This is a genomic window from Psychroserpens jangbogonensis, assembly GCF_000797465.1.
GTDB lineage: Bacteria > Bacteroidota > Bacteroidia > Flavobacteriales > Flavobacteriaceae > Psychroserpens > Psychroserpens jangbogonensis.
The window spans coordinates 23,374-49,779 of the sequence record NZ_JSWG01000011.1 but is presented as its reverse complement, the minus strand read 5'-3'; the positions used below and the strand labels follow the sequence as shown (position 1 = coordinate 49,779).

The following is a 26,406-nucleotide window of genomic DNA, read 5'->3' as shown; positions in this document are numbered from 1 at the left end:
AAGATACCTTAATTTATAAAACACTTACGATCTATAAATTTGCTTCATAACTAAAAACATATTTATGGAACGAATTACATATCAGGATATTCCCAATGGAATGTTTGAAAACTTAAGAACTATTGAAGATTCAATTATTAATTCTTCATTAGACAGGAAATTAATAGAACTAATCAGATTGAGAACAGCTCAAAAGAATGGCTGTGCCTATTGTGTGGACATGCACCATAAGGAATTAAAACATCTTGGTGAGACTGAACTGCGTTTATCCTCTTTATGTGTTTGGGAAGAAACACCTTATTTTTCTGAAAGAGAACGAGCAACACTAAATTTCACAGACATCCTTACCAAATTAGATCGTAAACCAATTCTAGATGATATTTTTAATTCCTTATTAGATTTTTTTACCAAAGAAGAAGTGTGTTTTTTAACGTTAGCAATCTCACAAAGTAACACTTGGAATCGATTAATGAAAACTTTTGAATTTACACCCGGGAATTATAAAGTTAGTGATTGATTACTGTTGTTTATATCGAGGATAACTATTGCTTCACTCCCATTCTAATTTAAATTTATATCTTTAATCAACTGATTTGATATATCATTTAAGTTACGATCATGAAAAAAAATATTGTTATACTATTAGTATATGTGTTTGTAAGTTGTTCGAGCAACAACGTTTCTCAATCAAATAATCAAAATACTATAAATGACCCAGTTATAATGGTTTCTGAATCAAACAAGTGGTATATAAATGGAAGTGTTAAAAATTTAGATAATGCTAATGATATCTTAGAAACTAGAAGAAGGAAATTATTGTATTACTTTGAAGGAGATACTCTTATCAATGAGGTACAATACAAGAAAATGTATTATAAGCAATTTGACTCTATATTTCACCAGTCCTATTCTAGTCCTGTAGGTCTTCCTGAATTTCAATCAACATTCTATGATATAAAATATATTGCAGCAATGCGGCAAAATTCTGATTTAGTTTATTTTGTTCATAATGACCAAAACACTGAAGAACTCTATGCTGATTTTAATATTAACCTTGGAGAGGTATTAAATTATAAATGGAATTATGATAATGATATAGTTACCGAAATAGATTCCATTCAAATTGGTTCTAATTATATAACCAAATACAAACTAAGTAATGATCACTATTTCTATGAAGGGATAGGTGCATCATTTGGATTGTTTAATGCTTGGCAAATTAATGCTAATGTAGGAGGTTTTTTAAGCTGTTTCGAATTGAACAATGTAAAAATAGGAATTGATGAAGGATTCTATTCTCCAATAAATTATTGTCCAGAATTTTAAACTTTTTTTTTTACTATTATAGTTCCATACAATTGTAATACACGAGCGAAGAGAACAATCATCAATACCTTGTACATCTTTACTCAACAACATAAAATATTAATACCGAACTTATGACAACAGTAAATACATATTTAACATTTAAAGGAAACTGTGAGGACGCATTTAATTTCTACAAGAATGCTTTTGGTGTAGACTTTGCTTACGTAAGTAAATTTAAAGATATGCCGCAAAACGATCCAAATTGTAAAGTAGATGATTCTCAATTAAATAAGATCATGCACATTTCTTTACCAATTGGAAATACTGTTCTAATGGGATCTGATACAGGTGGAGAATGGGCAAAACAAGTAACTGAAGGCAATAATTTCTCAGTATCTATAAATACCGATTCTCAACAAGAAGCAGAAAGGCTATTCAATGAGCTTTCTGCAAATGGAAAAGTTTCAATGCCAATGAATAAAACATTTTGGGATTCATATTTCGGAATGTTTACAGATCAATTTGGCATCCAATGGATGGTTAGTTTTGATGCCAAACCAAAAGGAAAATAAAACAACGTTTCAAAAACAAATAGGATTGTGAAATACACTTGTAAAGTTGACATTGATTTACCTATTGAAAAAACAATAGCGCTTTGGGAAGATGAAACTAAATTCAAAGAATGGCAAGATGGTTTTAAAAGTATCGAACTTATAAACGGCACACCGAATTCAGAAGGCGCAAAATCAAAAATAATTCTTGAAGAAAAAAGGAAAATTGAATTATTAGAAACTATTCTATTATCTGATTTACCAAACAAGAAAATTGCGCTTTATGAACACATTCATATGACCAATACGCAGACCACAAGTTTTAAATCCATCAACCAGAATAAAACTCAATACATATCAGAGGTTGAGTACACTAAGTTTAATGGTGTTCTGGTTAAATTAGTAGCAAAATTATTTCCAAGTAAATTTAAAGAACAGAGTCTAAAGTGGATGAATCAGTTTAAAGAGTTTGCTGAAAAATCAAATGATCTATGAAAACCCTTTTTAAAATCTTATGTATCTCACTAATCATCATCGCATGTTCATCAGATGATAGTGACAGTAATGATTCACAAGTAGTATATCCACAATTTGGAACCGAAACTGAAGTTACAATTAATGGATTAAACTTTGATGCAATGGAACCATTTATCTCACCAAATGGAAACTATTTTTTCTTTAATAATTTAAATGATGGCATAAATACAAAGCTATATTATGCCACTAGAATTAACGACTCAACCTTTAATTATGTTGGAGAATTAACAGGTGCGAATCAAACAACAACTCCACATTTAGATGCCGTTGCTGATATGGATATTGACGGCAACTTTTATTGGACATCAACAAGAGATTACCCTAATGAATTGAACAACCTTTTTCATGGGACATTTAGTGCAGGAAACATGAGTGATATTGGAAGAGTTCAAGGAGACTTTAATATGAATACTCCAGGCTGGTTAATAATGGACCACGGAATAAGTCTAGATGGGCAAAATTTGTACTTTATTAACGCTCGTTTCGATGATACAGCTTGTGAAGGGCCTTGTGAAACGACCATAGGTGTTGCACAAAAAGACAACTCTACAACATTTAGTAAACTTTCAAATTCTGCTTCAATACTGCAAAATATCAATGATGCTAATTATATTTATTATGCACCTTGTATTACGAGCGATAATCTTGAGTTGTATTTCACTAGATATTTGAAAGGACAAATTACTTCAGATACCGTTTTTGAAATCTGCGTTGCTGTTAGAACAAACTCATCATCCAAATTTTCGGTACCAAGAATTTTGTTTTCAGAAACGATCTCCAGTTTAATTGAAGCTCCTACTCTTACAGTAGATAAAAACATCATGTATTATCATCAAAAAACCACTGATTCTCATAAAATAATGATGAGATATCGCAGTTCTTTATAAAGTGATGCTTTCTTTTATTAAGTTAGACCTAACTATTTAAATCAACAAAGATAAAAACAGCAAAATGAATACCAAAGACAACCACATCAACTACATCGAGTTTAAAGCTAACGACTTAGAAAAAACAAAAACATTTTACACAAATGCTTTTGACTGGACCTTTACAGATTATGGCCCAACCTATACGTCTTTTGCCGATAGTGGTGTTTTTGGCGGTTTTGAAAAAACTGACAACCCCATTACTAATGGAGCTTTAATTGTATTGCTTCATAAAAACTTAGAAGAAATAAAACAAAAAATCATTAATCATGGATGTGAAATATCAGTTGATATTTTTTCGTTTCCTGGCGGAAAACGGTTTCATTTTTTAGATCCTTCTGGTAATGAATTGGCAGTTTGGTGTGAAGTAGAAGAATGAATACTTGAGATAATAAGTATTCAAAAGCTCTTCAAATCAAAATCATCAAACAATTGTAAATTAGATTTATACTATTTCACACAAGTCCAAACCACTTGTCCTGTTGCACTTTTTAAACCACAAAATCCAGAATCTTTAACGACTAATCTTACAGCTCTCCATTGCTTTGTTCCATACTTTGGATTAAAATATACCATAGTTTCAGTACTCCAAACAGCAGTCTTTGCTTTATCATAAATCACAAGATTTCCATCTGTTTGAAGAATGCAAGTCTCACCTTTACCATTGGTTTTAGCATCCCAAATATAACTACCATTAGGTCCATAAAACGCAAGGTTGCCATCAAGTTGAAACCTAAGTTCATAACTTCTATTTGGACATGTTAAGCTCTCCCCTTTTTTAAGTGATTCACCAGATTTTAAAACCAATTTAGAAGGTACATTATTTATGGTTGTGTTGCTTTTATTATTGGTTAAATACCAAACCTCTTTGCCTGTCGCACTTTTCAATCCACAAAATCCAGCATCAGTAACTATTAATTTCACAGGTTTCCATTCTTTTGTTCCATACCCTTGATTAAAATGTGAACTTGTTTTTGAACTCCAAATAACGTTATTACTTCTATCAAAAATCACTAGATTTCCACTAGATTTTAATTTACAAGTTACTCCAACACCATTGGTTTTAGAGTCCCATATATAGCGATCATTAGCTCCATAAAATGAGAGATTCCCATCAGATTGAAATTTAAGTTCATAATTTCTATTAGGAGAAATCAAACTAGACCCTTTTTTTAGTGACTCTCCAGGTTTTAATTTCCACGTAGTTGTTACACTATTAGTAGTTTTATTTAAGTTACAATACCAAACCTCTCTTCCTGTGGCGCTTTTCAATCCACAAAACCCAGCATCATTAACCACTAACTTTACGGGCTTCCACTCTTTTGAAGCAAACCTTTGGTCAAAATGCTCACTTGTTTTTGAACTCCAAACTACATTCTTAGCCTTATCCAGAATCACAAGATTCCCACTAGATTTTAATTTACAAGTTTCTCCAATACCATTGGTTTTAGAATCCCAAATATAGCGACCGTTAGTTCCATAAAATGCGAGGTTACCATCCGTTTGGAATTTAAGTTCATAGCTTTTATTTGGACAAATCAAACTTGACCCTTTAGTTAGTGATTGACCTTGTTTCAACGTGTTTTGTCTTGAAGTGGTCGATTGAAATTGGGAATTTGGGATGACCTCTTGTATTTTCCAATATTGTCCAGTATGATTTGCTGATTTAGCAAGGTGTACTTCATTATTGTTTTTGCCATCATTAATAACATCTAACGATTTTCCATCACCTTGCCATTGAGTAGTTAAGCGATAATATCCATTTCCTAATAATTGAATCTTCCAAAACTGGCCAGACACCTTTGCTGTTTTTGCCAATTGTAAGCGATTATTTTTACCATCATTATATACATCTAATGATTTTCCTTCGCCTTTAAATTTTGTTGTCAAGCGAAAAAAACCATTTCCTAAAGGTGTGATTTTCCATAATTGCCCTGTGAAATCATCAGTTTTAGCTAAAATTAATTTATTGTCGTTAGCATCATTTACTACATCTAGAGATTTTCCTTCTCCAAGCCATTCTGTTGTTAATCTATAGTAAGCGTTTGTATCGAAATTTTTTGAATTCTGAGCATAAGGTGTAAATGCAGGAAAAATCATAACTAATACTAAAAAGCATTTAGTCAATAAAGTCTTTGTTAATTTCATAAGTAAGGTGTGATGGTTTAAAATGAATTGATTAATAGCTTTATAAAAATACTATTAATTTTACTATAGACAAATATTGACTGTTTTATGGCAAATCAAAATAGTCTAAGAACCAAGATAACCTTCTGAAGGTGTTAGTTTAGTGTGAAGTCGAAGAATAAATACTTAACATAATATTTTAACCAAAAGCTCTTTCAATAAATCACCTTGAGGCACAGCATTAGAGTTAACGCCTTTACTTTTAACATCAAACTCACGAAGTATAGATACAACAGCGCTCACTTTTCTCATAGGGAAATTCCGAGCTGCAGTCACATATTCATTTACAAAATAAGGATTGATTTTTAAGGCTGACGCTACGTTTCTCGGATTTTTATCATGCAATCCATGAAAATGCAATAACTGAGAAAAGAAATTAAATAGTAACGAAACCGTTACTACCATTGGGTTATCTTTTGGATTGTTCGCAAAATAATTTACAATCTTAAATACCTTTAAACTGTTTCGCTCTCCAACGGCTTTACGCAATTCAAAATTATTATAATCTTTACTTATTCCTATATTCTCTTCAATGTGCTCCGGAGTAATTTGTGTGCCTTCTGGAAGAACAATCTTAAGCTTTTCTAATTCGTTATTAATTTTACTTAAATCAGTTCCTAAAAACTCTACCAACATTTGTGAAGCTTTCGGCGAAATGGTATATTTCTGTCCAGAAAGCACACGACGAATCCAGTCTGATACTTGATTTTCATAAAGCTTCTTGCTTTCAAAAACAACACCAGACTTTTTTAATGTCTTGTACAAAGCTTTACGTTTGTCTATCTTTTTGTATTTATAATTTAATACTAAAACGGTTGTTGGTTGTGGGTTTTCGGCATAGCTCGCCAATTTTTCAATCGTGCGCGATAAATCTTGAGCTTCTTTTACAATGACCACTTGACGTTCAGCCATCATAGGATAACGCTTAGCATTACTTGCAATCTCGTCAATGGTAACATCACGACCATACAAGACCATTTGATTAAAACCTTTCTCCTCTTCAGCAAGGACATTTTTTTCAATATAATCTGAAATCGCATCAATATAATAAGGCTCCTCTCCCATTAAAAAATAAATGGGTTTGATTTGACCTTTTTTTATATCTGCAACAATTTGCTTTACGTCTTCCAATGCGTGTAAAATTCCAAATTTATAGATTCAAAATCCAAAAAATGCGTTTGGTTTTTGGTATTTGTGTATTGTAAGTTAACTTTGAAAAAAACTGAACTTATTTATATGCACGAACTCAACCTTCCAAAGTTTGAATTCCGTTTCAAAAGTAACGAAAATAAAGTTTCTATTTTCGATGAGATTCGTAAAAAATTCATCATTTTACAACCTGAAGAATGGGTACGTCAACACTGCGTTCAGTATTTAATTCAGCATAAAAATTATCCAAAATCTTTAATTAATGTTGAAAAAGAACTCAAAGTTAATGGCTTATCAAAACGTTATGATATTGTAGTGTTTAATTCTGACGGAAGTATCCATCTTATTGTCGAATGTAAATCGCATAAAATTAAAATAGATCAAACTGCTTTTGACCAGATTGCGAGATATAACTTAACTTTAAATGCAAGTTACTTGATGGTCACTAACGGAATTAATCATTATTATTGTGTCATGGATTTTGAAAACGAACGATATGAGTTTTTAAAAGATATTCCTGATTATAAATGAAAATAGCTGTTGTCATATTAAATTGGAATGGGAAGCAATTGCTTGAGCAGTTTGTACCTTCAGTTATTACATATTCACAAGAGGCTGATATTTATGTGGCAGATAATGCATCAACTGATGATTCTGTAAATCTCTTAAAACAACAATTCCCTCAAGTACATATTATTCAAAATGAAGTTAATGGTGGTTATGCTAAAGGCTATAACGATGCTTTAAAACATATTGAAGCTGATGTGTTTTGTTTGCTTAACAGCGATATAGAAGTGACACAAAATTGGCTCACTCCTATTATAGAAGAATTTCAGTCCAACTCAAATACGGCAATCATTCAACCCAAAATTTTAGATTTCAAAAAGAAGTCTCATTTTGAATATGCTGGAGCTGCTGGTGGATTTATTGACAAGTATGCTTATCCTTTCTGTAGAGGTCGAATTTTTGATACTATTGAAGAAGACAAAGGGCAATACGACGATACCAAAACTATTTTTTGGGCTTCTGGTGCTTGCTTCTTTATAAGAAAATCTACGTTTGAATCTTTAAAAGGATTTGACGAAACCTATTTTGCGCATTTTGAAGAAATCGATTTGTGCTGGCGCGCTTTTAATGCTGGTTTTTCTACAAAATATATTGGCACATCAACAGTTTATCATGTTGGAGGCGCAACATTAAGTGCTTTACATCCGAAGAAAACATATCTCAACTTTAGAAATAGCTTGTTTACTATTACTAAAAACGCTGATGGTTTCCTTTTCGGAATTATATTTATCCGACTAGTTTTAGATGGAATTGCAGGTATAAAGTTTCTATTGAGTTTAAAATTTGGACATTTTCTAGCCATTTTTAAAGCGCACTTCAGCTTTTACGCTAACCTAAATCATCTTTTGAAGAAACGCAAACAACTTCCGAAGAAAAAAAACTACTACAAAACGAAATCTATTGTCTGGTCTTACTTCATAAGAAAACGTTCTATTTATTAATTGTTCATAAAACTGTTAAAAGTTTAGTTAAAGAAGAGTCTTACATGTTTTCTTTTATCTAATTTTGGTAAGTTAACAACAACTAATTATTAAACTTTATTATGAAAAAATTAATGCTATTAAGCGTTGCTGGGATGTTCATTTTGACTTCATGTGTTTCTAAGAAAGAATTTATGGCACTCGAACAAGAGCAAAAAGAAACTCAAGACTTATTGAATTCTGCAACAGTTAAATTGAATAGCTGTTTATCTGACAATGCAGCCGCACAAGCTCGTGTTGAAACAATGAAAGATCAGTTATCTGATTTACGTAAAACCAACCTAGATTTAATTGATACTAAAGGAAACTTAACGACCTTGACTCAAAAAGGAGCGGAAAACCTAGAAAAGTCTTTAGAAAGCTTAAAAGAAAGAGATCTTAAAATTACGCGTTTGCAAGATGCTTTGACTAGAAAGGATAGCGTAACCTTAGCAATCGTATCTAGCTTGAAAAAAGCAGTTGGTATCGATGATCCAGATATTGAAGTTAATGTTGAGAAAGGTGTCGTATTTATTTCTATTGCTGATAAATTATTATTTAAGAGTGGAAGCTATAATGTAACTACTAAAGCAAAAGATGTATTGGCTAAAGTGGCTGCTGTAATCAATAGCAAACCAAACTTTGAAGCTATGGTAGAATCTCACACAGATAGCAAAACTTACTCTAAAGGTGTGTTAATTGATAATTGGGATTTAAGTGTGAAGCGTGCAACATCTGTAGTTCGTGTTCTTGAAGAACTTAAAGTGAATCCACAACAGTTAATTGCTGCTGGTCGTAGTCATTATGTGCCATTAGTAGAAAATGATACTGCTGAAAATAGAGCAAAAAACAGACGTACAAGAATCGTTGTATTACCCAAAATTGATCAATTCTACCAAATGGTTGAAGAAGAAATGAAAAGCTTATCTGCTGGTAATTAATTCTAAGAAAATAAATAAAGAAGCTCAATCAAATGATTGGGCTTTTTTTATGCTTAAAAAATTTCTAAACTTCCTTTCCCTTCTCTAATAATTATAGGCTCATCTTCAGATAAATCAATAACTGTAGATGGTTCGTTATCACCATAACCTCCATCAATAACAAGATCCACAAGGTTATCCCATTTTTCAAGAATCAACTCAGGATCTGTCGTATACTCTATTATTTCATCATCATCATGAATTGAGGTAGACACAATTGGATGACCAAGTTGTTGTACAATTTCTAAAGCTATACTATTGTCTGGTACTCGGATACCAACAGTTTTTCTCTTTTTAAAAGGATGTGGTAAGGTTTTAGAACCAGGAAGAATAAATGTATAAGGACCTGGAAGTGCACGCTTCAAGATTTTGAAAATTGTAGTGTCTATCTGTTTTACATAGTCGCTTAAATTGCTTAAATCATGACAAATAAATGAAAAATTAGACTTCTCTAATTTGACACCTTTAATTCTCGCTATTTTCTCTAAAGCTTTGATATTTGTAATATCACAACCTAAACCATAAACTGTATCAGTAGGATAAATAATTAATCCTCCGCGCTTAAGCACATCAACAACTTTTCTAACCTCTTTTGGGTTAGGGTTCTCCTCATAAATCCGAATTAATTCAGCCATAAATATGTATATTGCTATTACACTTTACAAAGTAATTAATTATTTCATTATGAAGACCATTAAATACACGTTTCTATTTCTTTTTATTTCAATTAGTTTAGTTGCTTGCTCTGATGATGATTCATCTACACCTAATGATCTTGAAGATGAAACGGCTTTAGAATTTAGACAAGAACTCAATGTTCCCTATGGTAATGATGGCGATCAAGTTTTGGATATCTATTTGCCAGCTGGAAGAACTATAACTACAAAGATCATGATTTTGGTTCATGGTGGTGGCTGGACTTCTGGCGATAAATCAGAAATGGATTTACTAAAAAATCTAATGCTTCAAGATTTTCCAGATATAGCTGTAGTAAATGTCAATTATAGATTAGCAACTGAAAACAATCCGCCCTTCCCAATGCAAATCGATGATATTTCATCAATTGTTAGCTTTCTAAAAAACAATCAGTCTGAGTATGTGATTTCAGATGATATAGGCTTTATTGGTACAAGTGCAGGTGCACATATAGCGATGCTTTGGAGTTATGCTTACGATGAAGACAGCAACACGAGTATGGTTTGTAGTATTGTAGGTCCAACAAACTTTACTGATCCAGCATATTTAGAAAATGAAGATCCATTACTACAAGAATTGTTTGAGGTTTATGGTATTGATCCTTCTTTAGAATTTTTAGAACTCGTAAGTCCGTTTCATCAAATGACTGCCTCAGCTCCTCCTACCATTTTGTTTTATGGTGGACAAGATCCTTTAATTCCAGTGAGTCAAGGTGTCGATATGGAAGTAAAACTTACTCAATTAGGAGTTGTAAATGAATTTACACTTTATCCAGATGCTGGTCATGGTTGGATTGGTTTAGAATTAATCGATACATGGACCAAATTAAAACTGTTTACGGAAACACATTTAGAATAAATTACTGTAACATCTCTTTAATAAAAACGTCTATATAATATGCGGAACATCTTTTACATATTATTATTCAGTACGTTAGCATTATTTGGTTCTAATAAAGAAAGCAACCAAATACTTTCGTTTCCACAAGCTGAATTATTAAATAGTTACACAACAAGGATTCCGTTTAAGCTTATAGATCATCTTATTGTTATAGAAGCAGAACTGCTAAATCAAAAAGGGAATTTTATTATTGATACAGGTTCTGAAACCCTAATTCTAAATAAGAACCATTTTAAGGGCAAAAATTCTAATTTAGATGCGTTAAAGCAAACCTCTGGAGTTATTGATTTTATTGACAATCCATTAGAAAAACGCTTAAGAGAATTTATTATAAAAGATTTAGTCATTCAAAACATGCTTTCTGATGTTATTGATTTATCACATATCGAAATCAGTAAAAAAATGCATCTCTTAGGAATTATTGGTTATGATATATTAAAAAATTATGAAGTCTTTATAGACATGCACCTTAATCAAATTACACTCTCTAAAGTAAATGCTAAAGGAGAAAAACTTGACAATTCTGTTTACCTAGAAAAACTAATTGACAGTGTCGATTTCAAATTAAAAAAACACACTATTGTAATTGAAGCGTCTGTAGATGGACAAACATTAAAATTTGGACTGGATACAGCAGCTGAATACAATCAACTCAATAAAAAAATTAACAAAGAGGCTTTGAAACAATTTTTCCCAAAGCGACGAATGCAATTAATTGGTGCTAGCGGAAAAAAGATTGAGGTTTTGGCAGGAAAATTGTATCGTGTTAAATTGACGGAGTCTATTTACTTTGGTCCTATGCAAACCATTTTAACAAACCTCAACCATTTGAATAAAGCTTTTGGAACTAGGCTTGATGGTATTTTAGGTTATGAATTTTTTAGGCAACAACGTACAATTATAAATTATAAAAAAGAAAAGCTTTACTTTGTAAAGAATCCATTATACAGGCAATGACAATAAAGTCTTTATATACAATCATTCTCCTATTCGTTATCACGATACACTCTTCTTTTGCTCAAAATCAAAAAGGATATACTATTGAAAATGAAGATGTTGTATTTACTTTTCATCGATCAGATTACGAAACCTTATCACACGATAAAGCAGGAAACAGAATTAATTTTGACGACTTAACAGTTGAAAATGTTGTGGTTTCTGGAGAATTCAATAATTGGTCAAAGTATGATTGGAAAATGACTAAAATTGATGAAGACACTTACCAACTTAGAAAACCTGTAAGTAAATTTGAAGGTGAATTTACTTGGGAATTTAAGTTCATTATAAACAATGAGTATTGGGCAGAACCAAATAAGAATACTCCCAATGCTGTTGACGCTAAAGATCTAAACGGAGAAAATCTTCATGTTTACAATCTCAAAATGTACCCTAAAGCATATCCAGATGATAATGGAAATGTGCGTTTTAGATTAAGAGGTCATGATGATGTTCAAAATGTTATTGTGGCTGGTTCTTTCAATAAATGGAATGAGCATCTCTTTAGAATGTATAAAATTGAAAATGGTTGGGAACTAAAAGTTCAGATGAAACCTGGAGAATATGATTATCGTTTTATAGTTGACGGACAATGGATGGAAGATCCTTCTAATCCTGATAAGGTAAAAAATGAATTTAGTGAATTTAACTCTCGAATAAACGTAGGGAAATACGCTACATTTCTTCTAAAAGGATATGAGGAAGCTAACAGTGTGGTTCTATCAGGATCTTTTAACGATTGGAATGAAAGCGACCTCCAAATGACTAAAACTGATAATGGGTATTGGAAATATCGATTACCATTACCTGCAGGCAAACATCATTACAAATTTATAATAGATGGAAATTGGATTCTTGATCCAAATAATTCTGTTAAAGAATATGATGATGAAGGAAATGTCAATTCAGTTTTTATGGTACGATAATTAGCCTAGAACATCTAGTTTCGCAAAACGAAGTAATAGCTTCTTTACACCTCCAACTTCAAAATTAATTTCGGCTTTTACATCAGGACCTTTACCTTCTATCTTTAATACTTCACCTTTACCAAAACGCGTATGCTCTACAATATTTCCAACCGATAATTTACCATCAAATAGATTCGTTTTATCATTAGAAGCCGAAGATTTAGCAACAGGTTTCAAATTTTTAGGTGCAACAAACTTTGCAGGTTTTGCCTCTTGTTTCCGTTTAATTGGTTTTTTAAATCGAATACGATTGGGTTCTATATCACCAAAAATATCCGCAGATAACATAGGGTTTTGACGAGGTTCGTTTATTGGCGTTAAAACATCTACAAATTGATCATCAATTTCTTCAATAAAACGACTAGGTTCAGCATCTATCAATTTTCCCCAACGATAACGAGATAAAGTATAGGTTAAATACGCTTGTTTTTCTGCTCTTGTTAAAGCCACATAGAATAAACGTCGCTCCTCTTCTAGTTCGCTTCTGGTATTCATGCTCATAGCACTAGGAAACAGATCCTCTTCCATTCCAACAATATAGACATAAGGAAATTCTAGTCCTTTAGCCATATGAATTGTCATTAAAGCCACATGATCTGGATTGCCTTTATCTGCATCCAAATCGGTTGCTAATGCAACATCTTCTAAAAATTCTGATAAAGTATCTCCTGCATCAGCAAGTTCTATTTGACCCTCAACAAAATCTTTAATACCGTTTAATAATTCTTCAACATTCTCTAAACGAACTTGTCCTTCGGGTGTTCCATCTTTATTAACCTCTCTAATTAAACCACTAGATTTAGTCACATGTTCTGTTAAATCAAAAGCATTTGCTGTTTGATTCATAACTTGGTAACTCTCAATAAGTGTTACAAAATCTCGTAGTTTATTTTTTGTTCCATTATTGATGTTAATATCAATTTTATCAATATTCTGAAGCACTTCAAAAATGGTTTTCTCAAAGCCATTTGCTGCAACTACTAATCGATCTATAGTTGTTTGACCTATTCCACGAGCAGGATAATTAATAACACGTTTTAGAGCTTCTTCATCTGCTGGATTCAATATTAATCGCAAATATGCTGTGACGTCTTTAATCTCTTTTCGTTGATAAAATGATAGTCCACCATAAATACGATATGGAATATCTCGTTTTCTAAGTGCATCTTCAATAGCACGAGATTGTGCATTAGTTCTATACAAAACAACAAAATCACTATTTGGTAACTGATGTTGCATCTTATTTTCAAAAACAGAACTCGCTACAAAACGACCTTCATCGCCATCTGTCATCAAGCGATTTACTTTTATTTTTTCACCTTCAGTGTTAGCTGTCCAAACGATTTTATCCAATTTCGTTTTGTTATGTTCTATAACCGAGTTTGCTGCTCCTACAATGTTTTTTGTAGATCGATAATTTTGTTCAAGCCTAAACACTTTAACGTCATCATAATCTTTCTGAAAGTTTAAAATATTATTGATGTTAGCTCCACGGAAGGCATAAATACTTTGCGCATCATCACCAACCACACATATATTTTGAAAACGATCAGACAAGGCTCTTACAATTAGATATTGTGAATGATTGGTATCCTGATACTCATCTACTAATATATATCTAAACTTATTTTGATACTGAGCTAATACATTTGGAAAACGCGTTAATAACTCATTTGTTCTTAGCAACAAATCATCAAAATCCATCGCACCAGCTTTAAAACAGCGGTCTACGTAGTTTTTGTAAATTTCACCTATTCGTGGACGTCTTGCTGCAGTATCTGCTTCAATGAGTTCTGGATTTTTTAAGTATGCCTTAACGGTAATTAGGTTATTTTTATATGATGAAATTCTACTGTAAACCTGTTTTGTTTTATAGATATCTTTATCTAAGCCCATTTCTTTAATAATGGAGCCTAATAGTTTTTGAGAATCTTGTGTATCGTAAATTGTAAAATTACTTGGAAAGCCTAAATGATGTCCTTCAAAACGTAAAATCTTAGCAAACACGGAGTGAAATGTTCCCATCCAAAGATTTTTTGCTTCACCATCTCCAACGATATCAGCAATTCTGCCTTTCATTTCTTTGGCCGCTTTATTCGTAAAGGTTAATGCTAAAATATTAAACGAATCTACACCTTGACTCATTAAATAAGCAATCCTATAAGTCAATACTCGAGTTTTACCAGAACCAGCTCCAGCAATAACAATCATTGGACCGTCTTTTTGTAATGTTGGTGCTAATTGTGCTTCATTTAGCTGGCTTAAATATTTTTCCAATTCTTTGTCGTTTTTAGAACCATAAAAATAACTATTTGCATTAGGTTATACGCATTGCTTTTATCAATAATTATAAACAATCATTGCGGCGGCTAATTTTTGATATATATTTAGGTTTTTAAACAAAAAACATAACCATGAAAACCCTATATGCGTTTCTACTCTTAGGAATTACAAGCACATTTGCTCAAAATGATTTAGAATCACAGTTTATTGAAATAGAGTCTAAATTGATCGAATGGAGACGTGATTTTCATGAACATCCAGAATTATCAAATCAAGAATTTAAGACCGCAGAAAAAATAGCATTACACCTCAAATCATTGGGTTTAGAAGTACAAACTGGTGTTGCTATTACAGGAGTTGTTGGTATTTTAAAAGGTAATCATCCCGGAAAAGTAGTAGCTCTTAGGGCAGATATTGATGCTCTTCCAGTTACCGAAGACAGTGATTTATCATTTAAATCTACTTTCACTACTGATTACTTAGGAAATGAAACAGGTGTGGCTCATGCTTGTGGACATGATGGTCATACCGCAATTTTAATGTCGGTTGCTGAAATTCTCTCAAAGAATAAAGATAAAATTAAAGGTACTGTGAAATTTATTTTTCAACCTGCTGAAGAAGGTCCTCCTCCTGGAGAAGAAGGTGGCGCAAAATTAATGATCAAAGAAGGTGTTCTTGAGAACCCGAAAGTAGATGCCATTTTTGGTTTGCATTTGAGATCAATGGTTGAAGTCGGACAAATACATTACAAACCAGGAGGCGCTATGGCTGCTGTAGAACGGTTTGTCATTAATGTAAAAGGGCAACAGGCTCATGGAGCTGCGCCTTGGTTAGGTGTTGATCCTATATTAATTTCAGCAAAAATTATTGACGGTTTACAAACCATAATTAGTCGAGAATCAAAACTTATTAATGAAGCTGCTGTAATTACAGTTGGAAAAATCACCAGTGGTGTTCGATTTAATATCATTCCTGAAACGGCAGAACTTATAGGAACAGTTAGAACTTTAGATCCAGACATGAAAGCACTAATTATTAGGCGTATGACAGAAATGACAGAAACCATTGCTAAAGCTTATGGTGGAGAAGCTACCATTTCTTTCAGAAATCAAACTGCAATAACTTATAATAATCATGATTTAGTAAGAGACATGTTACCAAGTCTAAAAAAAGCAGCTGGAGAAGATAAAGTGGTTCAGATTAAAGCTGAAACAATTGGTGAAGATTTTTCGTATTTTCAAGAAAAGATTCCTGGTTTTTATTTTTATCTTGGCGGCATGACTATAGGCGATACCGAACTTCACCCACATCATACACCAAGTTTTTTTATAGACGAAAGTGGTTTATTACTAGGCGTCAGAGCATTAACTCAAATGACATTTGATTATTTAAACCAATACTAATATGGAATCAATTTTAGATACACTATCCAATATCCCTTGGTGGCTATGGATTATAATTGTTTTAGCATTAATTGCTATTCGAGATGTCTTTTTCCAAAAAAGACATACCATTAGTCATAACTTCCCAATCATTGGACATATTCGTTATCTTCTAGAAAGTATTGGACCTGAAATGCGTCAATATTTTGTAGCTAACAATAGAGAAGAATTACCTTTTAATAGAATAGAACGTAGTTGGATTTACGCTTCTGCAAAGCAAGAAAACAATTATGAAGGCTTTGGTACTGATCGTGATATTTATGCGCATCAGCATATTTTTATTAATAATGCGATGATGCCCTTTAAAATTGGTGCCAATCATCCTAACAGTATTGACAAATCCTTTATTCCTTGTGCAAAAGTCATGGGAGCATACAATAAAAGACGCAAGCCTTATCGCCCTGCTTCTATTATAAACGTTTCTGCAATGAGTTTTGGTTCATTATCTGCGAAAGCTATAGAATCATTGAATAAAGGTGTTAAAATCGCTCATGCTTATCATAACACTGGTGAAGGAGGTTTGTCTCCATATCATAAAAACGGAGGTGATGTTGTTTTTCATTTTGGAACAGGATATTTTGGAGTAAGAGCTGAAGATGGTGGGTTTTCAATGGAAAAGATGATAAAACTAGTTGAAGACAACCCTTTTATTAAAGCTATTGAGGTAAAACTATCACAAGGCGCGAAACCAGGTAAAGGTGGTGTTCTTCCTGGAGCAAAGATCACAAAAGAAATTGCAGAAATTAGAGGTGTAGAAATTGGCAAGGATGTTCTATCTCCTCCTAATCATAAAGCATTTTCAAATGTTCCAGAACTTGTAGATTTTATTGAAGATATTGCTGAACAAACTGGTTTACCTGTCGGAATTAAAGCAGCTATAGGAAAATTAGATCAATGGTCAGAACTTGCAGATATCATGATTGCAACTGGTAAAGGTCCAGATTTCATTACTGTTGATGGTGGCGAAGGTGGCACAGGTGCTGCTCCTCCAAGTTTTGCAGACCACGTTAGCTTGCCTTGGGTTTATGCTTTTGGCGATTTATACAAATTATTTGAAAGCAAAGATTTATCAGAACGTATTGTATTTATTGGGAGTGGTAAACTAGGATTTCCAGCAAAGGCAGCTATGGCATTTGCAATGGGAGCAGATTGTGTAAATGTAGCTCGTGAAGCTATGATGAGTATCGGCTGCATACAAGCTCAAGTTTGTCATACAAACCGCTGTCCTACTGGTATTGCGACACAAAGTAAATGGCTTCAAAATGGAATAAATCCACCCTTAAAATCTGAACGATTAGCCCAGTATTTTAAATCATTTAAAAAAGAATTAATTGAAATTACACATGCAGCTGGACATGAACATCCATGTCAGTTTAATATGGATGATGTTGAAGTTAATGTAGATGACCACAACTTATCTCAAGAGTTAAGTGCAACTTACATGTACCATAAAACAAAAGTTCCCTTTTCTTCTATGCAAGATTTAAAAGATTGTATATTTTTGGGTGGTAACTTGAAACAATCAGAAACTACAAATTAAAAACACTTTAAACCCAATATGGAATTAGATATCTTAGGCTTATTATTATACTGCATACCAGCAATAGTTACTGGAGCAATTGCTTTTTTATTTTTTAGAGAACATGTAGAAAATGAAAATAACCGGAGGAATTATTTGGTACAAAAAGACCTTCAAAAAGAAGCTCTACCATTACGACTTCAAGCTTATGAGCGCATGTCTCTTTTTTTGGAAAGAACTAAACCCTCTAAATTACTCTTAAGGGTAAAGCCAACATCTTCAAATAAAGGTGATTATGAATCATTACTTATAGCAAATATTGAACAAGAATTTGACCATAATTTAGCACAACAAATCTACGTTACAGACAAGTGCTGGAGCATTACTTCTACCGCAAAAAACGCAACGATCCAGATGATTAGAAAAGCTACATTATCAGACAGAGTAGATTCAGCTGACAAACTACGAGAAGTCATTTTAAGCGACATGATGGATAAGCGATCTCCAAGCGATGCAGCACTATCATTTATTAAAGAAGAAGTTTCTGAAATTTGGTAAAAAACTATCAGGAAACTGGCTTTTCATGTTTTCTTTTAGCATACTCATAACCCTGAGCCCACCATTTTACCATTAAACGCTTACTGAAAATTAAAGAGTTCTCCGTGAGGCTTGTTGGTGTATAATACAAATTAAGCTTTACTCCCTTATTTTTAGCTGCCAACTTACCTATTGTGATGTCATTTTTTTCAACTTGATCCAAAAGATGTCCGAACAAACTCAACATTAAAGAAAACGGATTCTTACCCAATACTTTTTGATTTTTCATATTTTCAGACTCTAAAACAATCGCATCTACTTCAGTCGCACCTCGCTCTATTGCCTCTCGAATTGGAATTACACAACCCAAACCACCATCTGCATACTCATAACCATCAACAGTAGCTAAAGACATAAACGGAATATAATTACACGATATCCAAATCCAATTACAAAACTCTTCGTAACTAAACTCTTTAATCGACTTATACTCTACGCGATTCATAGATAAATTAGAAACAGTTACAACTACATCCTCTTTAGTGCTTCTAATTCTATCAAACTCTTCCTTTGTAAGGTTTCGTCTAATATATCGTTTCAAAGACTTACTCTCACCAAACGTTCGCTTCATTCTAATAAATTGCCATAACGAATTCACAAAATCAATGGAAACGTATTCACGATTTCCTTTTTGACGTTGAACAAAAGGGCTTATACTAAAAATATCCCGCTGCTCTACATTTGTAAAAACATTATACAACTTACCAACATCGTTGGCAGCTAAATGAGGCACCAACAAGCTCCCAGTAGAGGTTCCCAAATACATGTCGTAGTTTCGGCCTAAATCCTTAGTCAAATATTGCGCAACACCGCCCGCAAAAGCACCTTTACTTCCTCCTCCTGATATGACTAATGCTCTCATTTATAACTTATTTTTGTTGTCAACACACTTCTTACGATTAAACATATTACCAAAATACAAATTTTAAATGCTCGTTAATGAAAATTGAAACTATAATAAATCAAAAAAGCACGCCTAAAACGTGCTTTATTGGTATAATAATTAATTTTATTTAATCGGTAACTACAGGCTTATTAATTGGTGTATTACTTTTAACAACAACAAAAGTAGACGTTGCGTAAAAAGCGCCACCACCAGCCAAATCACTAACCCAATCTTCGTAATCGTACTCAAAAGAAAACGAGTTTCCAGCCATAGAAGTAGCAAATTGATCAATTCTTGGAGGAACCACCATTCCTGGACACCAACCTGCTCTATCAGGCGTCCAATTTCCTGGGTTTTGATTATTTATAGGGTTTGAAGCACAGCCTATTGGCCCCATATTATGCTGAAACATTGAAGCTCCATTAACCTTAACATCATGTGTTCTATAACACCACTCTGCGCAAGGTCTTCCATCTGAATCATTTGGCGTTGCATGTCCCCAACCTGAAATAACAGTTCTAAGATGTGCAGATTCTGTATTCGAAGGAACTGAAACAGTTCTTGTTAAATCAAAATTGTGATTGACACCATAAGGAACTCCTTCTAAGGAATTCGCATTATATTGCATTACCTCAGCAATCGCATAGTATTCGTAATCTGGCGTTCCTTCAATATAGTCAAAATCAATAGAAACCAAATCAGCCTTAGCCGTCCAGTTTTCAATATAAATTCTTATTTCCACACTACCAGTTAATAACGATTTGAAATCCGTTACATCAAACTCTAAACCTCTCGGCAACAATTGAGTTCCAACCCAATAAGGTGTGATATAACGCCCAATTTCATACCAATCTCCAGAATCAGGATCTCTAACCATTATATTAGCATACCTATCCCAATCATCACAACCTGTTGAAGGACAGTCAATTTGCATATACATTTTTATTTGCGAAATATTAGACACATCTGAATGAAGTGTAAACGTCTGCTCTGCTGCCTGACTAAAACCAGTTCCAAAAGCTAAAGGCTCATCACTAAAAGTAGTGTAATTATGTATCACGGGAGTACCTTCACCTGCTAACGAAACCTCAACGTTATCAGCTTCAGAATTAACAATATTCAAAGTTCCTGTAATACTCCCAATAGCTATTGGCGCAAACCTAACAAATACAGTTGCCTGACTATTTGCAGATTCAGAAGGAATTTGCAACGCACTTGAAAAAGCGGATCCATCTAAAGAAACTTCAAAACCTTCAGTTGTAGCTATATCTATTACAGAATTTAAATTATCTCCATCTACAAAAAGGGTTAATGAAGAAGAATTAGCCGAAACCTGAGTATCATCAAAATTAAGACTCATTGTATTCACAGTGATCAATGGAGTAATACTCAATCCTGTACCACTCAAATTCAATGTCCTTGTGGTAGCCGAATTGCTCTCAACTGAAACAGTGCCAGTAACGAGACCCAAATCACTCATTGAAGGAGAAAATCTCACATACAATGTCTGATTCTCACTATTAGCCTCGCTTTTGTCTATACTAAGCTGATTTGTATAGCTCACATCGTCTAAAGAAATCTCAAAATTCGCAGTAACAGTTATTGACAAATCCGCCGAAAGACTAGTACCCTTAACAAGAACACTTTGAGAAGCAGAGCTACTTTCTACATCAACTTCACCAAAAGAGACGATTGCACCTGTTACAACAATACCTGATTGCTGTGCGTCACCACTAGAAGAATCATCACTACTACAGTTAACAATAAATAACAATCCCATTACGAATACAAGGACTCCTAAGCTCTTTTTTAAATTACTAGTTTTCATATTTTTATTGATTTTTCCACAATATAAAGATTATATGTGATAATATTTCTGAAAAGATAAAATTGATAATAAAAGGTTAGAAAAAAGTGATAATTTTGAAAATATGAGTACTAACCTTCAAACTCCTATTGACTACCTTAAAGGTGTTGGCCCTAATCGAGCAGACTTACTGCGAAGTGAATTAGGCATTCACACCTTCCAGGATTTGATTAACCTTTTCCCCAATCGCTACCTAGACAGAACTAAATACTACAAAATCAGCAATTTACAGAGGAATAGCGCAGAGGTTCAAATCGTTGGAAAGGTTATAGGATTTAAAGAGGTCGCTCAAAAAAGAGGAAAAAGACTAGTAGGAACATTTGAAGACGACACAGGAAGAATAGAATTGGTATGGTTTCGTGGACAAAAATGGATAAGAGACAGCATTAAAATCAATACACCTTATGTGATTTTCGGGAAAGTAAACTGGTTTAATGGCACTTTTAGCCTACCACATCCTGATTTAGAACTATTGAGTGAACACGAACAAAACCTTCGCTCATCTATGCAAGCTATCTACCCTTCTACCGAAAAATTGTCGAATAAAGGTGTTACAAATCGCGTACTGACCAAAATCATGCAAAGTTTGTTTTTAGAAACTAAAGGACGATTTAAAGAAACGCTTTCTGAAAATCTAATTTCTGAACTCAAATTAGTATCTAAAAGCGAAGCGCTTTTTAACATTCATTTTCCAAAAAATCAAGAGCTTTTAACGCGCTCAGAATTTCGATTAAAGTTTGAAGAATTATTCTACATTCAATTGCAATTAATTCTTAAAAATCTAATTCATAAATCCAAAATAAAGGGATTCCCTTTTGAGTCGGTCGGAAATTATTTTAACACCTTTTACAAAGACCATTTACCATTCGATTTAACCAATGCACAAAAACGTGTTTTAAAAGAAATCAGACAAGATTTAGGCAGCAATGCTCAAATGAACCGACTACTTCAAGGTGATGTTGGTTCTGGAAAAACTATAGTTGCCTTCATGTCAATGATAATGGCGCTTGACAACGGTTTTCAAGCTTGCCTAATGGCTCCGACTGAAATTTTGTCAGTCCAACACTACCAAGGATTAAGTGAATTATGTAATAAATTGAATATCAGTATTTCAAGACTATCTGGCTCAAGTACTGCTTCAGAAAGACGAAAAATTCACGAATCGTTAGAAAATGGCGATTTACAAATCTTAATTGGCACTCATGCGCTACTCGAAGATAAGGTGAAATTCAAAAATTTAGGACTTGCGATTATTGATGAACAGCATCGATTTGGTGTTGCTCAACGTTCAAAATTATGGAAAAAAAACACCTCTCCTCCACACATTTTGGTAATGACAGCAACGCCAATTCCTAGAACTTTAGCAATGTCTGTTTACGGCGATTTAGACATCTCAATTATTGACGAATTACCTCCTGGAAGACAGATAATAAAAACGGTTCATAGATTCGACAAAAACCGACTTAAAGTATTGCGTTTTATTCGTGATGAAATTGATAAAGGAAGACAGATTTACATCGTCTACCCATTAATACAAGAAAGCGAAAAACTAGATTATAAAGATTTAATGGACGGTTATGAAAGTATTGTTCGCGATTTTCCCTTGCCAAAATATCAAATCTCTATAGTTCATGGCAAAATGAAGCCTGCAGACAAAGAATATGAAATGCAACGTTTTGTAAAAGGACAAACACAAATTATGGTCGCAACTACAGTTATTGAAGTTGGAGTTAATGTTCCAAATGCCTCAGTAATGGTGATTGAAAGCGCAGAACGCTTTGGCTTATCACAATTGCATCAACTCAGAGGCCGTGTTGGTCGTGGTGCCGAACAGAGTTTCTGCATTTTAATGACAGGACATAAACTGAGTCAAAACAGCAAAACACGACTTGAAACAATGACCAGAACTAGTGATGGATTTGAAATAGCAGAAGTTGATTTAAGACTTCGTGGACCAGGAGACATCATGGGAACTCAACAAAGTGGTGTTCTAAATCTTAAAATTGCAGACATTATTAAGGATAAAGATATTTTACAAAGCTCACGGTTTTACGCCAAACGTATTTTAAATAGTGACCCTTCCTTAGGTTCTGTTGAAAATAAAACTATTTTACAGACTTACCGACAGCTTAGTAAATACAAGAATATCTGGAACTATATATCATAACATGCAAAACAAACATACAGATATTCTTATTATTGGCGCTGGTTTAACTGGCTTAACTCTCGCTCACTACTTAAAGCAATTAAATCTTTCGGTTACAATTGTAGAATCCAGAAATCGGATTGGCGGTCGTATTTACACAAAATACAACGAAAGCCAAGCACCAGTTGAATTGGGAGCAACTTGGCTAACAAATGAGCATTCAGAACTTTTAAAACTTTTAAAGGCCCTCAAATTAGATGTCTTTGATCAACATTATGGCAATACTGCTATTTATGAACCAGATAAGACAAATCCTCCACAATTAGTTAATTTACCGAATAACAATCATAGTAGTTTTCGTATCAACAAAGGAACACAAAGCATAATTGAAGCTATAGCTAATGGATTGGAAGACAGTCAAATCATAACGAATTGCACCATAAAATCTATTCAAAAAAATGAGGATTCCTCTATAGTTAAATCAAATAATCTTGAATTTCAGTGTAAGCGAGTTATTTCAACCCTTCCTCCTTTTTTATTTAAAAAAACGATCAATATAGAGCCCATTTTACCTATAGAATTAATTGATGTTATGAATAAAACTCATACCTGGATGGGAGAATCAATTAAGGTTGGATTTACATTTAAGACTCCTTTCTGGAAAGAAAAACGAACAAGCGGAACAATTTATAGCAATGTTAGTCCTTTACAAGAATTCTACGACCATTCTAGTTCAGACGGAACTCAACACGCTCTTGTTGGCTTTATGAATAATTCATTCCATAGTAATTCTAAAGAAGAACGGCTTAAATTAGCATTAAACCAATTGCAAAGTTATTATGGCGACCAAGTGCTTGACTTTCTTTCATACGAAGAATTAGTTTGGAAAGACGAGAATTATACAGCCACAGAATACGACGATTACATAATGCCTCAATATAATAATGGCCATCCTTTATATCAAAACAGCTATTTAGACAATACTTTATTTATTGCTGGCACAGAAACAAGCCCTTATGCGTCAGGAAAAATGGAAGGCGCTATAAGAAGTGCTCAACATATATTTAAACAAATAGAAAATCTCTTATAATTATATTTACAAAAAGCGAATCTTATGAGCATGCTACATCTTAAATTAGAAACAGATCCACGTTGGGCAACTATTGCTGAAGAGAATATTGAGGAAATCCTTACTGATCATGCATGGTGCGAACAAAAAGCAGCTACAAATGCTATTACTATAATTACTAATAATTCGCAATACGAAGACCTTGTAACGGAATTACTAGAACTAGCTAAAGAAGAACTTGAGCACTTTCAAATGGTTCATAACATCATCAAAACACGTGGCTATAAATTAGGCAGAGAAAGGAAAGACAGCTACGTCAATGAGTTATATAAATTCATGAATAAAGGCGGGAATCAATTACAAAGTATGGTTGACCGTTTACTATTTTCAGCAATGATTGAAGCTAGAAGTTGCGAACGTTTTAAGTTGCTTTCACAACGGATCAAAGATCCTGAATTGTCTAAGTTCTATTATGACTTAATGGTTAGCGAAGCTGGTCACTATACGACATTTATAACATTTGCTAGAAAATACGGAAAAGACATTGATGTCGACCAACGCTGGAAAGATTTAGTCGAATTTGAAGGAGAGGTTATTAAAAGTTACGGAAAATCAGGAAGCATTCACGGATAAAAAAAGCTCAACTTTTTGAAAAAGTTGAGCTTTAAAACGAAATCTGAACGTTTTTTTAATTGATATCTTCATTTTTTTCAAGCTTATCAATATTAGCTTGAACTCTATCTTTACTAGCATCATTGGGAGCATTCTCTAATGATTTTCTCAAATGCTTTAATGCAGCTTTGTAGTCCCCTTTTGCTGAATACGCTCTTGCCATACCATAATGTACTGGCCACTGATCTTTATTCTTTTCTACATTCAAAGAAAATACTTCAAACGCTCTATCTGCTTCACCATTTGTTATCAAGGTTCTACCATATTGATGCACTTGAAAAATAGTAGCCAATTGCAAAGCCTCATCCATTGCAGCTGTAGCCTCATCAGCTTTTCCTAGTTTATTTAAAATTTGAGCCTTGATTTGTAAATTATTAAAAGTCTTCTGGCTAAAAAACTGCCCTGCAACAGCATTGTCAATCCATCCTAAAGCTTCATTTAAATCACCTCCATTATTAAGAGCGAAATTTGCTGCTTGCTCCCAGTTTTGTCTTTGAAAACCTGGTTGTCCTTTTGCTTTCTGTCTCCAATCATCTAATACAATATTAGTGACATCAAAAGATACTGTAAATGGAAATCCTTTTTTCTCCCAAGCTAATGTAGCTGTTGCTGAATTCGCAAGCACTTCATTAAATTCATAAGTTAGCAACTCATGATGCGGAACTGTTGTAGTTATTATATCTGCTCGTAATGCATCTTTACTCTGTTCATAAAAGAAACTTCCCCAAGAATCAGTATCATAAGATAATATTAGGGTTGCTTTATTATCTTGCTTAACTTCGATATGAAGTCCGTATGTTCCTGCTTTAATTGGCTTCCCTTCTACTTTTGCGTCATGCGAAAATGTAATCGTCGTATTTTCATCTGCGCCAGCTCTCCATGGTGCTGCAGTAGATGTGCCAAAACCAAGGTTATTCATACCGTAAGGCACGAGACTTCCCCAAACATCTCTACCGTTTACGCTTGGTCTTGAATATTTAATTGTAATGTTTGACACTCCTACGCGTTGTGAGACTTTTGCTTTCTGACTCACACTAGGTGTGTTAATTTGTGCGTTTGTTTGGAAACCTACGAATAGGCATAAACACACCAATAATTGGATTGTGTTGAATTGTTTCATTTTGATTGATTGTTTAGTTTGTTGTCTACAAGTTAGACAGGATTGTAGATGGCAGTTGTTAGCGTTTCGTTAAAAAGCACT

At 33.4% G+C, this 26,406-nt stretch carries 25 protein-coding genes; 18 read left to right on the top strand and 7 right to left on the bottom strand.

Annotated features, from left to right (window positions below):
• Window positions 1-64 precede the first annotated feature (64 nt).
• The 6 genes from RH81_RS11435 (at window position 65) to RH81_RS11410 (ending at window position 3,701) form a co-directional block, all read left to right on the top strand.
• Window positions 65-517 carry a carboxymuconolactone decarboxylase family protein gene (locus RH81_RS11435; RefSeq protein ID WP_033960477.1) on the top strand — a complete coding sequence of 151 codons (453 nt, stop codon included), beginning with the start codon at window positions 65-67 and terminating at the stop codon, window positions 515-517.
• Between the two features lie 101 nt (window positions 518-618).
• Window positions 619-1,326, top strand: a complete 708-nt coding sequence (locus RH81_RS11430) for a hypothetical protein (RefSeq protein WP_033960475.1) — start codon at window positions 619-621, stop codon at window positions 1,324-1,326.
• Window positions 1,327-1,439: 113 nt separating this feature from the next.
• Complete coding sequence (locus RH81_RS11425) at window positions 1,440-1,880, top strand: VOC family protein (protein WP_033960474.1); 441 nt, start codon at window positions 1,440-1,442, stop codon at window positions 1,878-1,880.
• Between the two features lie 27 nt (window positions 1,881-1,907).
• On the top strand, window positions 1,908-2,354 hold the full coding sequence (locus RH81_RS11420; RefSeq protein WP_033960472.1) for an SRPBCC family protein: 447 nt from the start codon (window positions 1,908-1,910) through the stop codon (window positions 2,352-2,354).
• The gene (locus RH81_RS11415) at window positions 2,351-3,283 is read left to right on the top strand and encodes a hypothetical protein (RefSeq protein WP_033960471.1); all 933 of its coding nucleotides are present in this window, start codon (window positions 2,351-2,353) and stop codon (window positions 3,281-3,283) included. The genes RH81_RS11420 and RH81_RS11415 overlap by 4 nt, the downstream gene beginning before the upstream one ends.
• 64 nt (window positions 3,284-3,347) lie before the next feature.
• Window positions 3,348-3,701, top strand: coding sequence for a VOC family protein (locus RH81_RS11410; RefSeq protein ID WP_033960470.1), 354 nt, complete (start codon window positions 3,348-3,350; stop codon window positions 3,699-3,701).
• A 71-nt stretch (window positions 3,702-3,772) separates the two neighbouring features.
• Here the strand turns inward: RH81_RS11410 and RH81_RS16555 are convergent, their stop codons facing one another.
• Both RH81_RS16555 and holA read right to left on the bottom strand, forming a co-directional pair.
• Window positions 3,773-5,470 (bottom strand): RICIN domain-containing protein, encoded by a 1,698-nt coding sequence (locus tag RH81_RS16555; RefSeq protein ID WP_052172536.1) that lies wholly within the window; start codon window positions 5,468-5,470, stop codon window positions 3,773-3,775.
• A gap of 165 nt (window positions 5,471-5,635) precedes the next feature.
• Window positions 5,636-6,640 carry a DNA polymerase III subunit delta gene (gene holA / locus RH81_RS11400; protein WP_033960469.1) on the bottom strand — a complete coding sequence of 335 codons (1,005 nt, stop codon included), beginning with the start codon at window positions 6,638-6,640 and terminating at the stop codon, window positions 5,636-5,638.
• A 105-nt stretch (window positions 6,641-6,745) separates the two neighbouring features.
• Here holA and RH81_RS11395 point away from each other — a divergent pair, with 105 nt between their 5' ends.
• The 3 genes from RH81_RS11395 to RH81_RS11385 all read left to right on the top strand — a co-directional run bounded on the left by RH81_RS11395 (window position 6,746) and on the right by RH81_RS11385 (window position 9,125).
• Complete coding sequence (locus RH81_RS11395; RefSeq protein WP_033960468.1) at window positions 6,746-7,189, top strand: type I restriction enzyme HsdR N-terminal domain-containing protein; 444 nt, start codon at window positions 6,746-6,748, stop codon at window positions 7,187-7,189.
• The gene (locus RH81_RS11390; RefSeq protein ID WP_033960467.1) at window positions 7,186-8,166 is read left to right on the top strand and encodes a glycosyltransferase family 2 protein; all 981 of its coding nucleotides are present in this window, start codon (window positions 7,186-7,188) and stop codon (window positions 8,164-8,166) included. The genes RH81_RS11395 and RH81_RS11390 overlap by 4 nt, the downstream gene beginning before the upstream one ends.
• Before the next feature lie 101 nt (window positions 8,167-8,267).
• Window positions 8,268-9,125 carry an OmpA/MotB family protein gene (locus tag RH81_RS11385; RefSeq protein ID WP_033960466.1) on the top strand — a complete coding sequence of 286 codons (858 nt, stop codon included), beginning with the start codon at window positions 8,268-8,270 and terminating at the stop codon, window positions 9,123-9,125.
• A gap of 53 nt (window positions 9,126-9,178) precedes the next feature.
• Here RH81_RS11385 and RH81_RS11380 read toward each other — a convergent pair whose 3' ends face one another.
• A complete protein-coding gene (locus tag RH81_RS11380) occupies window positions 9,179-9,799 on the bottom strand; it encodes an L-threonylcarbamoyladenylate synthase (protein ID WP_033960465.1) in 621 nt (206 codons plus the stop codon).
• Between the two features lie 49 nt (window positions 9,800-9,848).
• Between RH81_RS11380 and RH81_RS11375 the strand changes: the two genes are divergently transcribed.
• From RH81_RS11375 to RH81_RS11365, 3 genes are read left to right on the top strand one after another with little or no spacing between them, the layout of a single operon-like run.
• Window positions 9,849-10,718, top strand: coding sequence for an alpha/beta hydrolase (locus RH81_RS11375; RefSeq protein WP_033960464.1), 870 nt, complete (start codon window positions 9,849-9,851; stop codon window positions 10,716-10,718).
• A 39-nt stretch (window positions 10,719-10,757) separates the two neighbouring features.
• Window positions 10,758-11,717 (top strand): pepsin/retropepsin-like aspartic protease family protein, encoded by a 960-nt coding sequence (locus RH81_RS11370; RefSeq protein ID WP_033960463.1) that lies wholly within the window; start codon window positions 10,758-10,760, stop codon window positions 11,715-11,717.
• On the top strand, window positions 11,714-12,682 hold the full coding sequence (locus RH81_RS11365; RefSeq protein WP_033960462.1) for a glycogen-binding domain-containing protein: 969 nt from the start codon (window positions 11,714-11,716) through the stop codon (window positions 12,680-12,682). The genes RH81_RS11370 and RH81_RS11365 overlap by 4 nt, the downstream gene beginning before the upstream one ends.
• Here the strand turns inward: RH81_RS11365 and RH81_RS11360 are convergent, their stop codons facing one another.
• A complete protein-coding gene (locus RH81_RS11360) occupies window positions 12,683-15,001 on the bottom strand; it encodes an ATP-dependent helicase (protein ID WP_033960461.1) in 2,319 nt (772 codons plus the stop codon).
• 137 nt (window positions 15,002-15,138) lie between these two features.
• Between RH81_RS11360 and RH81_RS11355 the strand changes: the two genes are divergently transcribed.
• Genes RH81_RS11355 through RH81_RS11345 form a run of 3 tightly spaced genes read left to right on the top strand, consistent with a single transcriptional unit; the run spans window position 15,139 to window position 18,526 of the window.
• Window positions 15,139-16,410, top strand: a complete 1,272-nt coding sequence (locus tag RH81_RS11355) for an amidohydrolase (protein WP_033960460.1) — start codon at window positions 15,139-15,141, stop codon at window positions 16,408-16,410.
• Between the two features lies 1 nt (window position 16,411).
• On the top strand, window positions 16,412-17,989 hold the full coding sequence (locus RH81_RS11350) for an FMN-binding glutamate synthase family protein (RefSeq protein WP_033960459.1): 1,578 nt from the start codon (window positions 16,412-16,414) through the stop codon (window positions 17,987-17,989).
• 18 nt (window positions 17,990-18,007) lie between these two features.
• The gene (locus RH81_RS11345) at window positions 18,008-18,526 is read left to right on the top strand and encodes a DUF7935 family protein (RefSeq protein ID WP_033960458.1); all 519 of its coding nucleotides are present in this window, start codon (window positions 18,008-18,010) and stop codon (window positions 18,524-18,526) included.
• A gap of 7 nt (window positions 18,527-18,533) precedes the next feature.
• Here RH81_RS11345 and RH81_RS11340 read toward each other — a convergent pair whose 3' ends face one another.
• Entirely contained in the window at window positions 18,534-19,427 is an 894-nt protein-coding gene (locus RH81_RS11340; protein ID WP_033960457.1) for a patatin-like phospholipase family protein, read from the bottom strand.
• A 151-nt stretch (window positions 19,428-19,578) separates the two neighbouring features.
• A complete protein-coding gene (locus tag RH81_RS11335) occupies window positions 19,579-21,279 on the bottom strand; it encodes a peptide-N-glycosidase F-related protein (protein ID WP_241478986.1) in 1,701 nt (566 codons plus the stop codon).
• A gap of 103 nt (window positions 21,280-21,382) precedes the next feature.
• Here RH81_RS11335 and recG point away from each other — a divergent pair, with 103 nt between their 5' ends.
• The 3 genes from recG to RH81_RS11320 are packed head-to-tail and all read left to right on the top strand — an operon-like array spanning window position 21,383 to window position 25,166.
• On the top strand, window positions 21,383-23,485 hold the full coding sequence (gene recG / locus RH81_RS11330) for an ATP-dependent DNA helicase RecG (protein ID WP_033960456.1): 2,103 nt from the start codon (window positions 21,383-21,385) through the stop codon (window positions 23,483-23,485).
• Between the two features lies 1 nt (window position 23,486).
• A complete protein-coding gene (locus RH81_RS11325) occupies window positions 23,487-24,554 on the top strand; it encodes a flavin monoamine oxidase family protein (protein WP_033960455.1) in 1,068 nt (355 codons plus the stop codon).
• 30 nt (window positions 24,555-24,584) lie between these two features.
• Window positions 24,585-25,166 carry a MiaE family protein gene (locus RH81_RS11320; RefSeq protein ID WP_033960454.1) on the top strand — a complete coding sequence of 194 codons (582 nt, stop codon included), beginning with the start codon at window positions 24,585-24,587 and terminating at the stop codon, window positions 25,164-25,166.
• A gap of 55 nt (window positions 25,167-25,221) precedes the next feature.
• On the opposite strand, the gene RH81_RS11315 is transcribed toward RH81_RS11320, so the two are convergent.
• Entirely contained in the window at window positions 25,222-26,325 is a 1,104-nt protein-coding gene (locus RH81_RS11315; protein WP_033960453.1) for a DUF2911 domain-containing protein, read from the bottom strand.
• Between the last annotated feature and the right edge of the window lie 81 nt (window positions 26,326-26,406).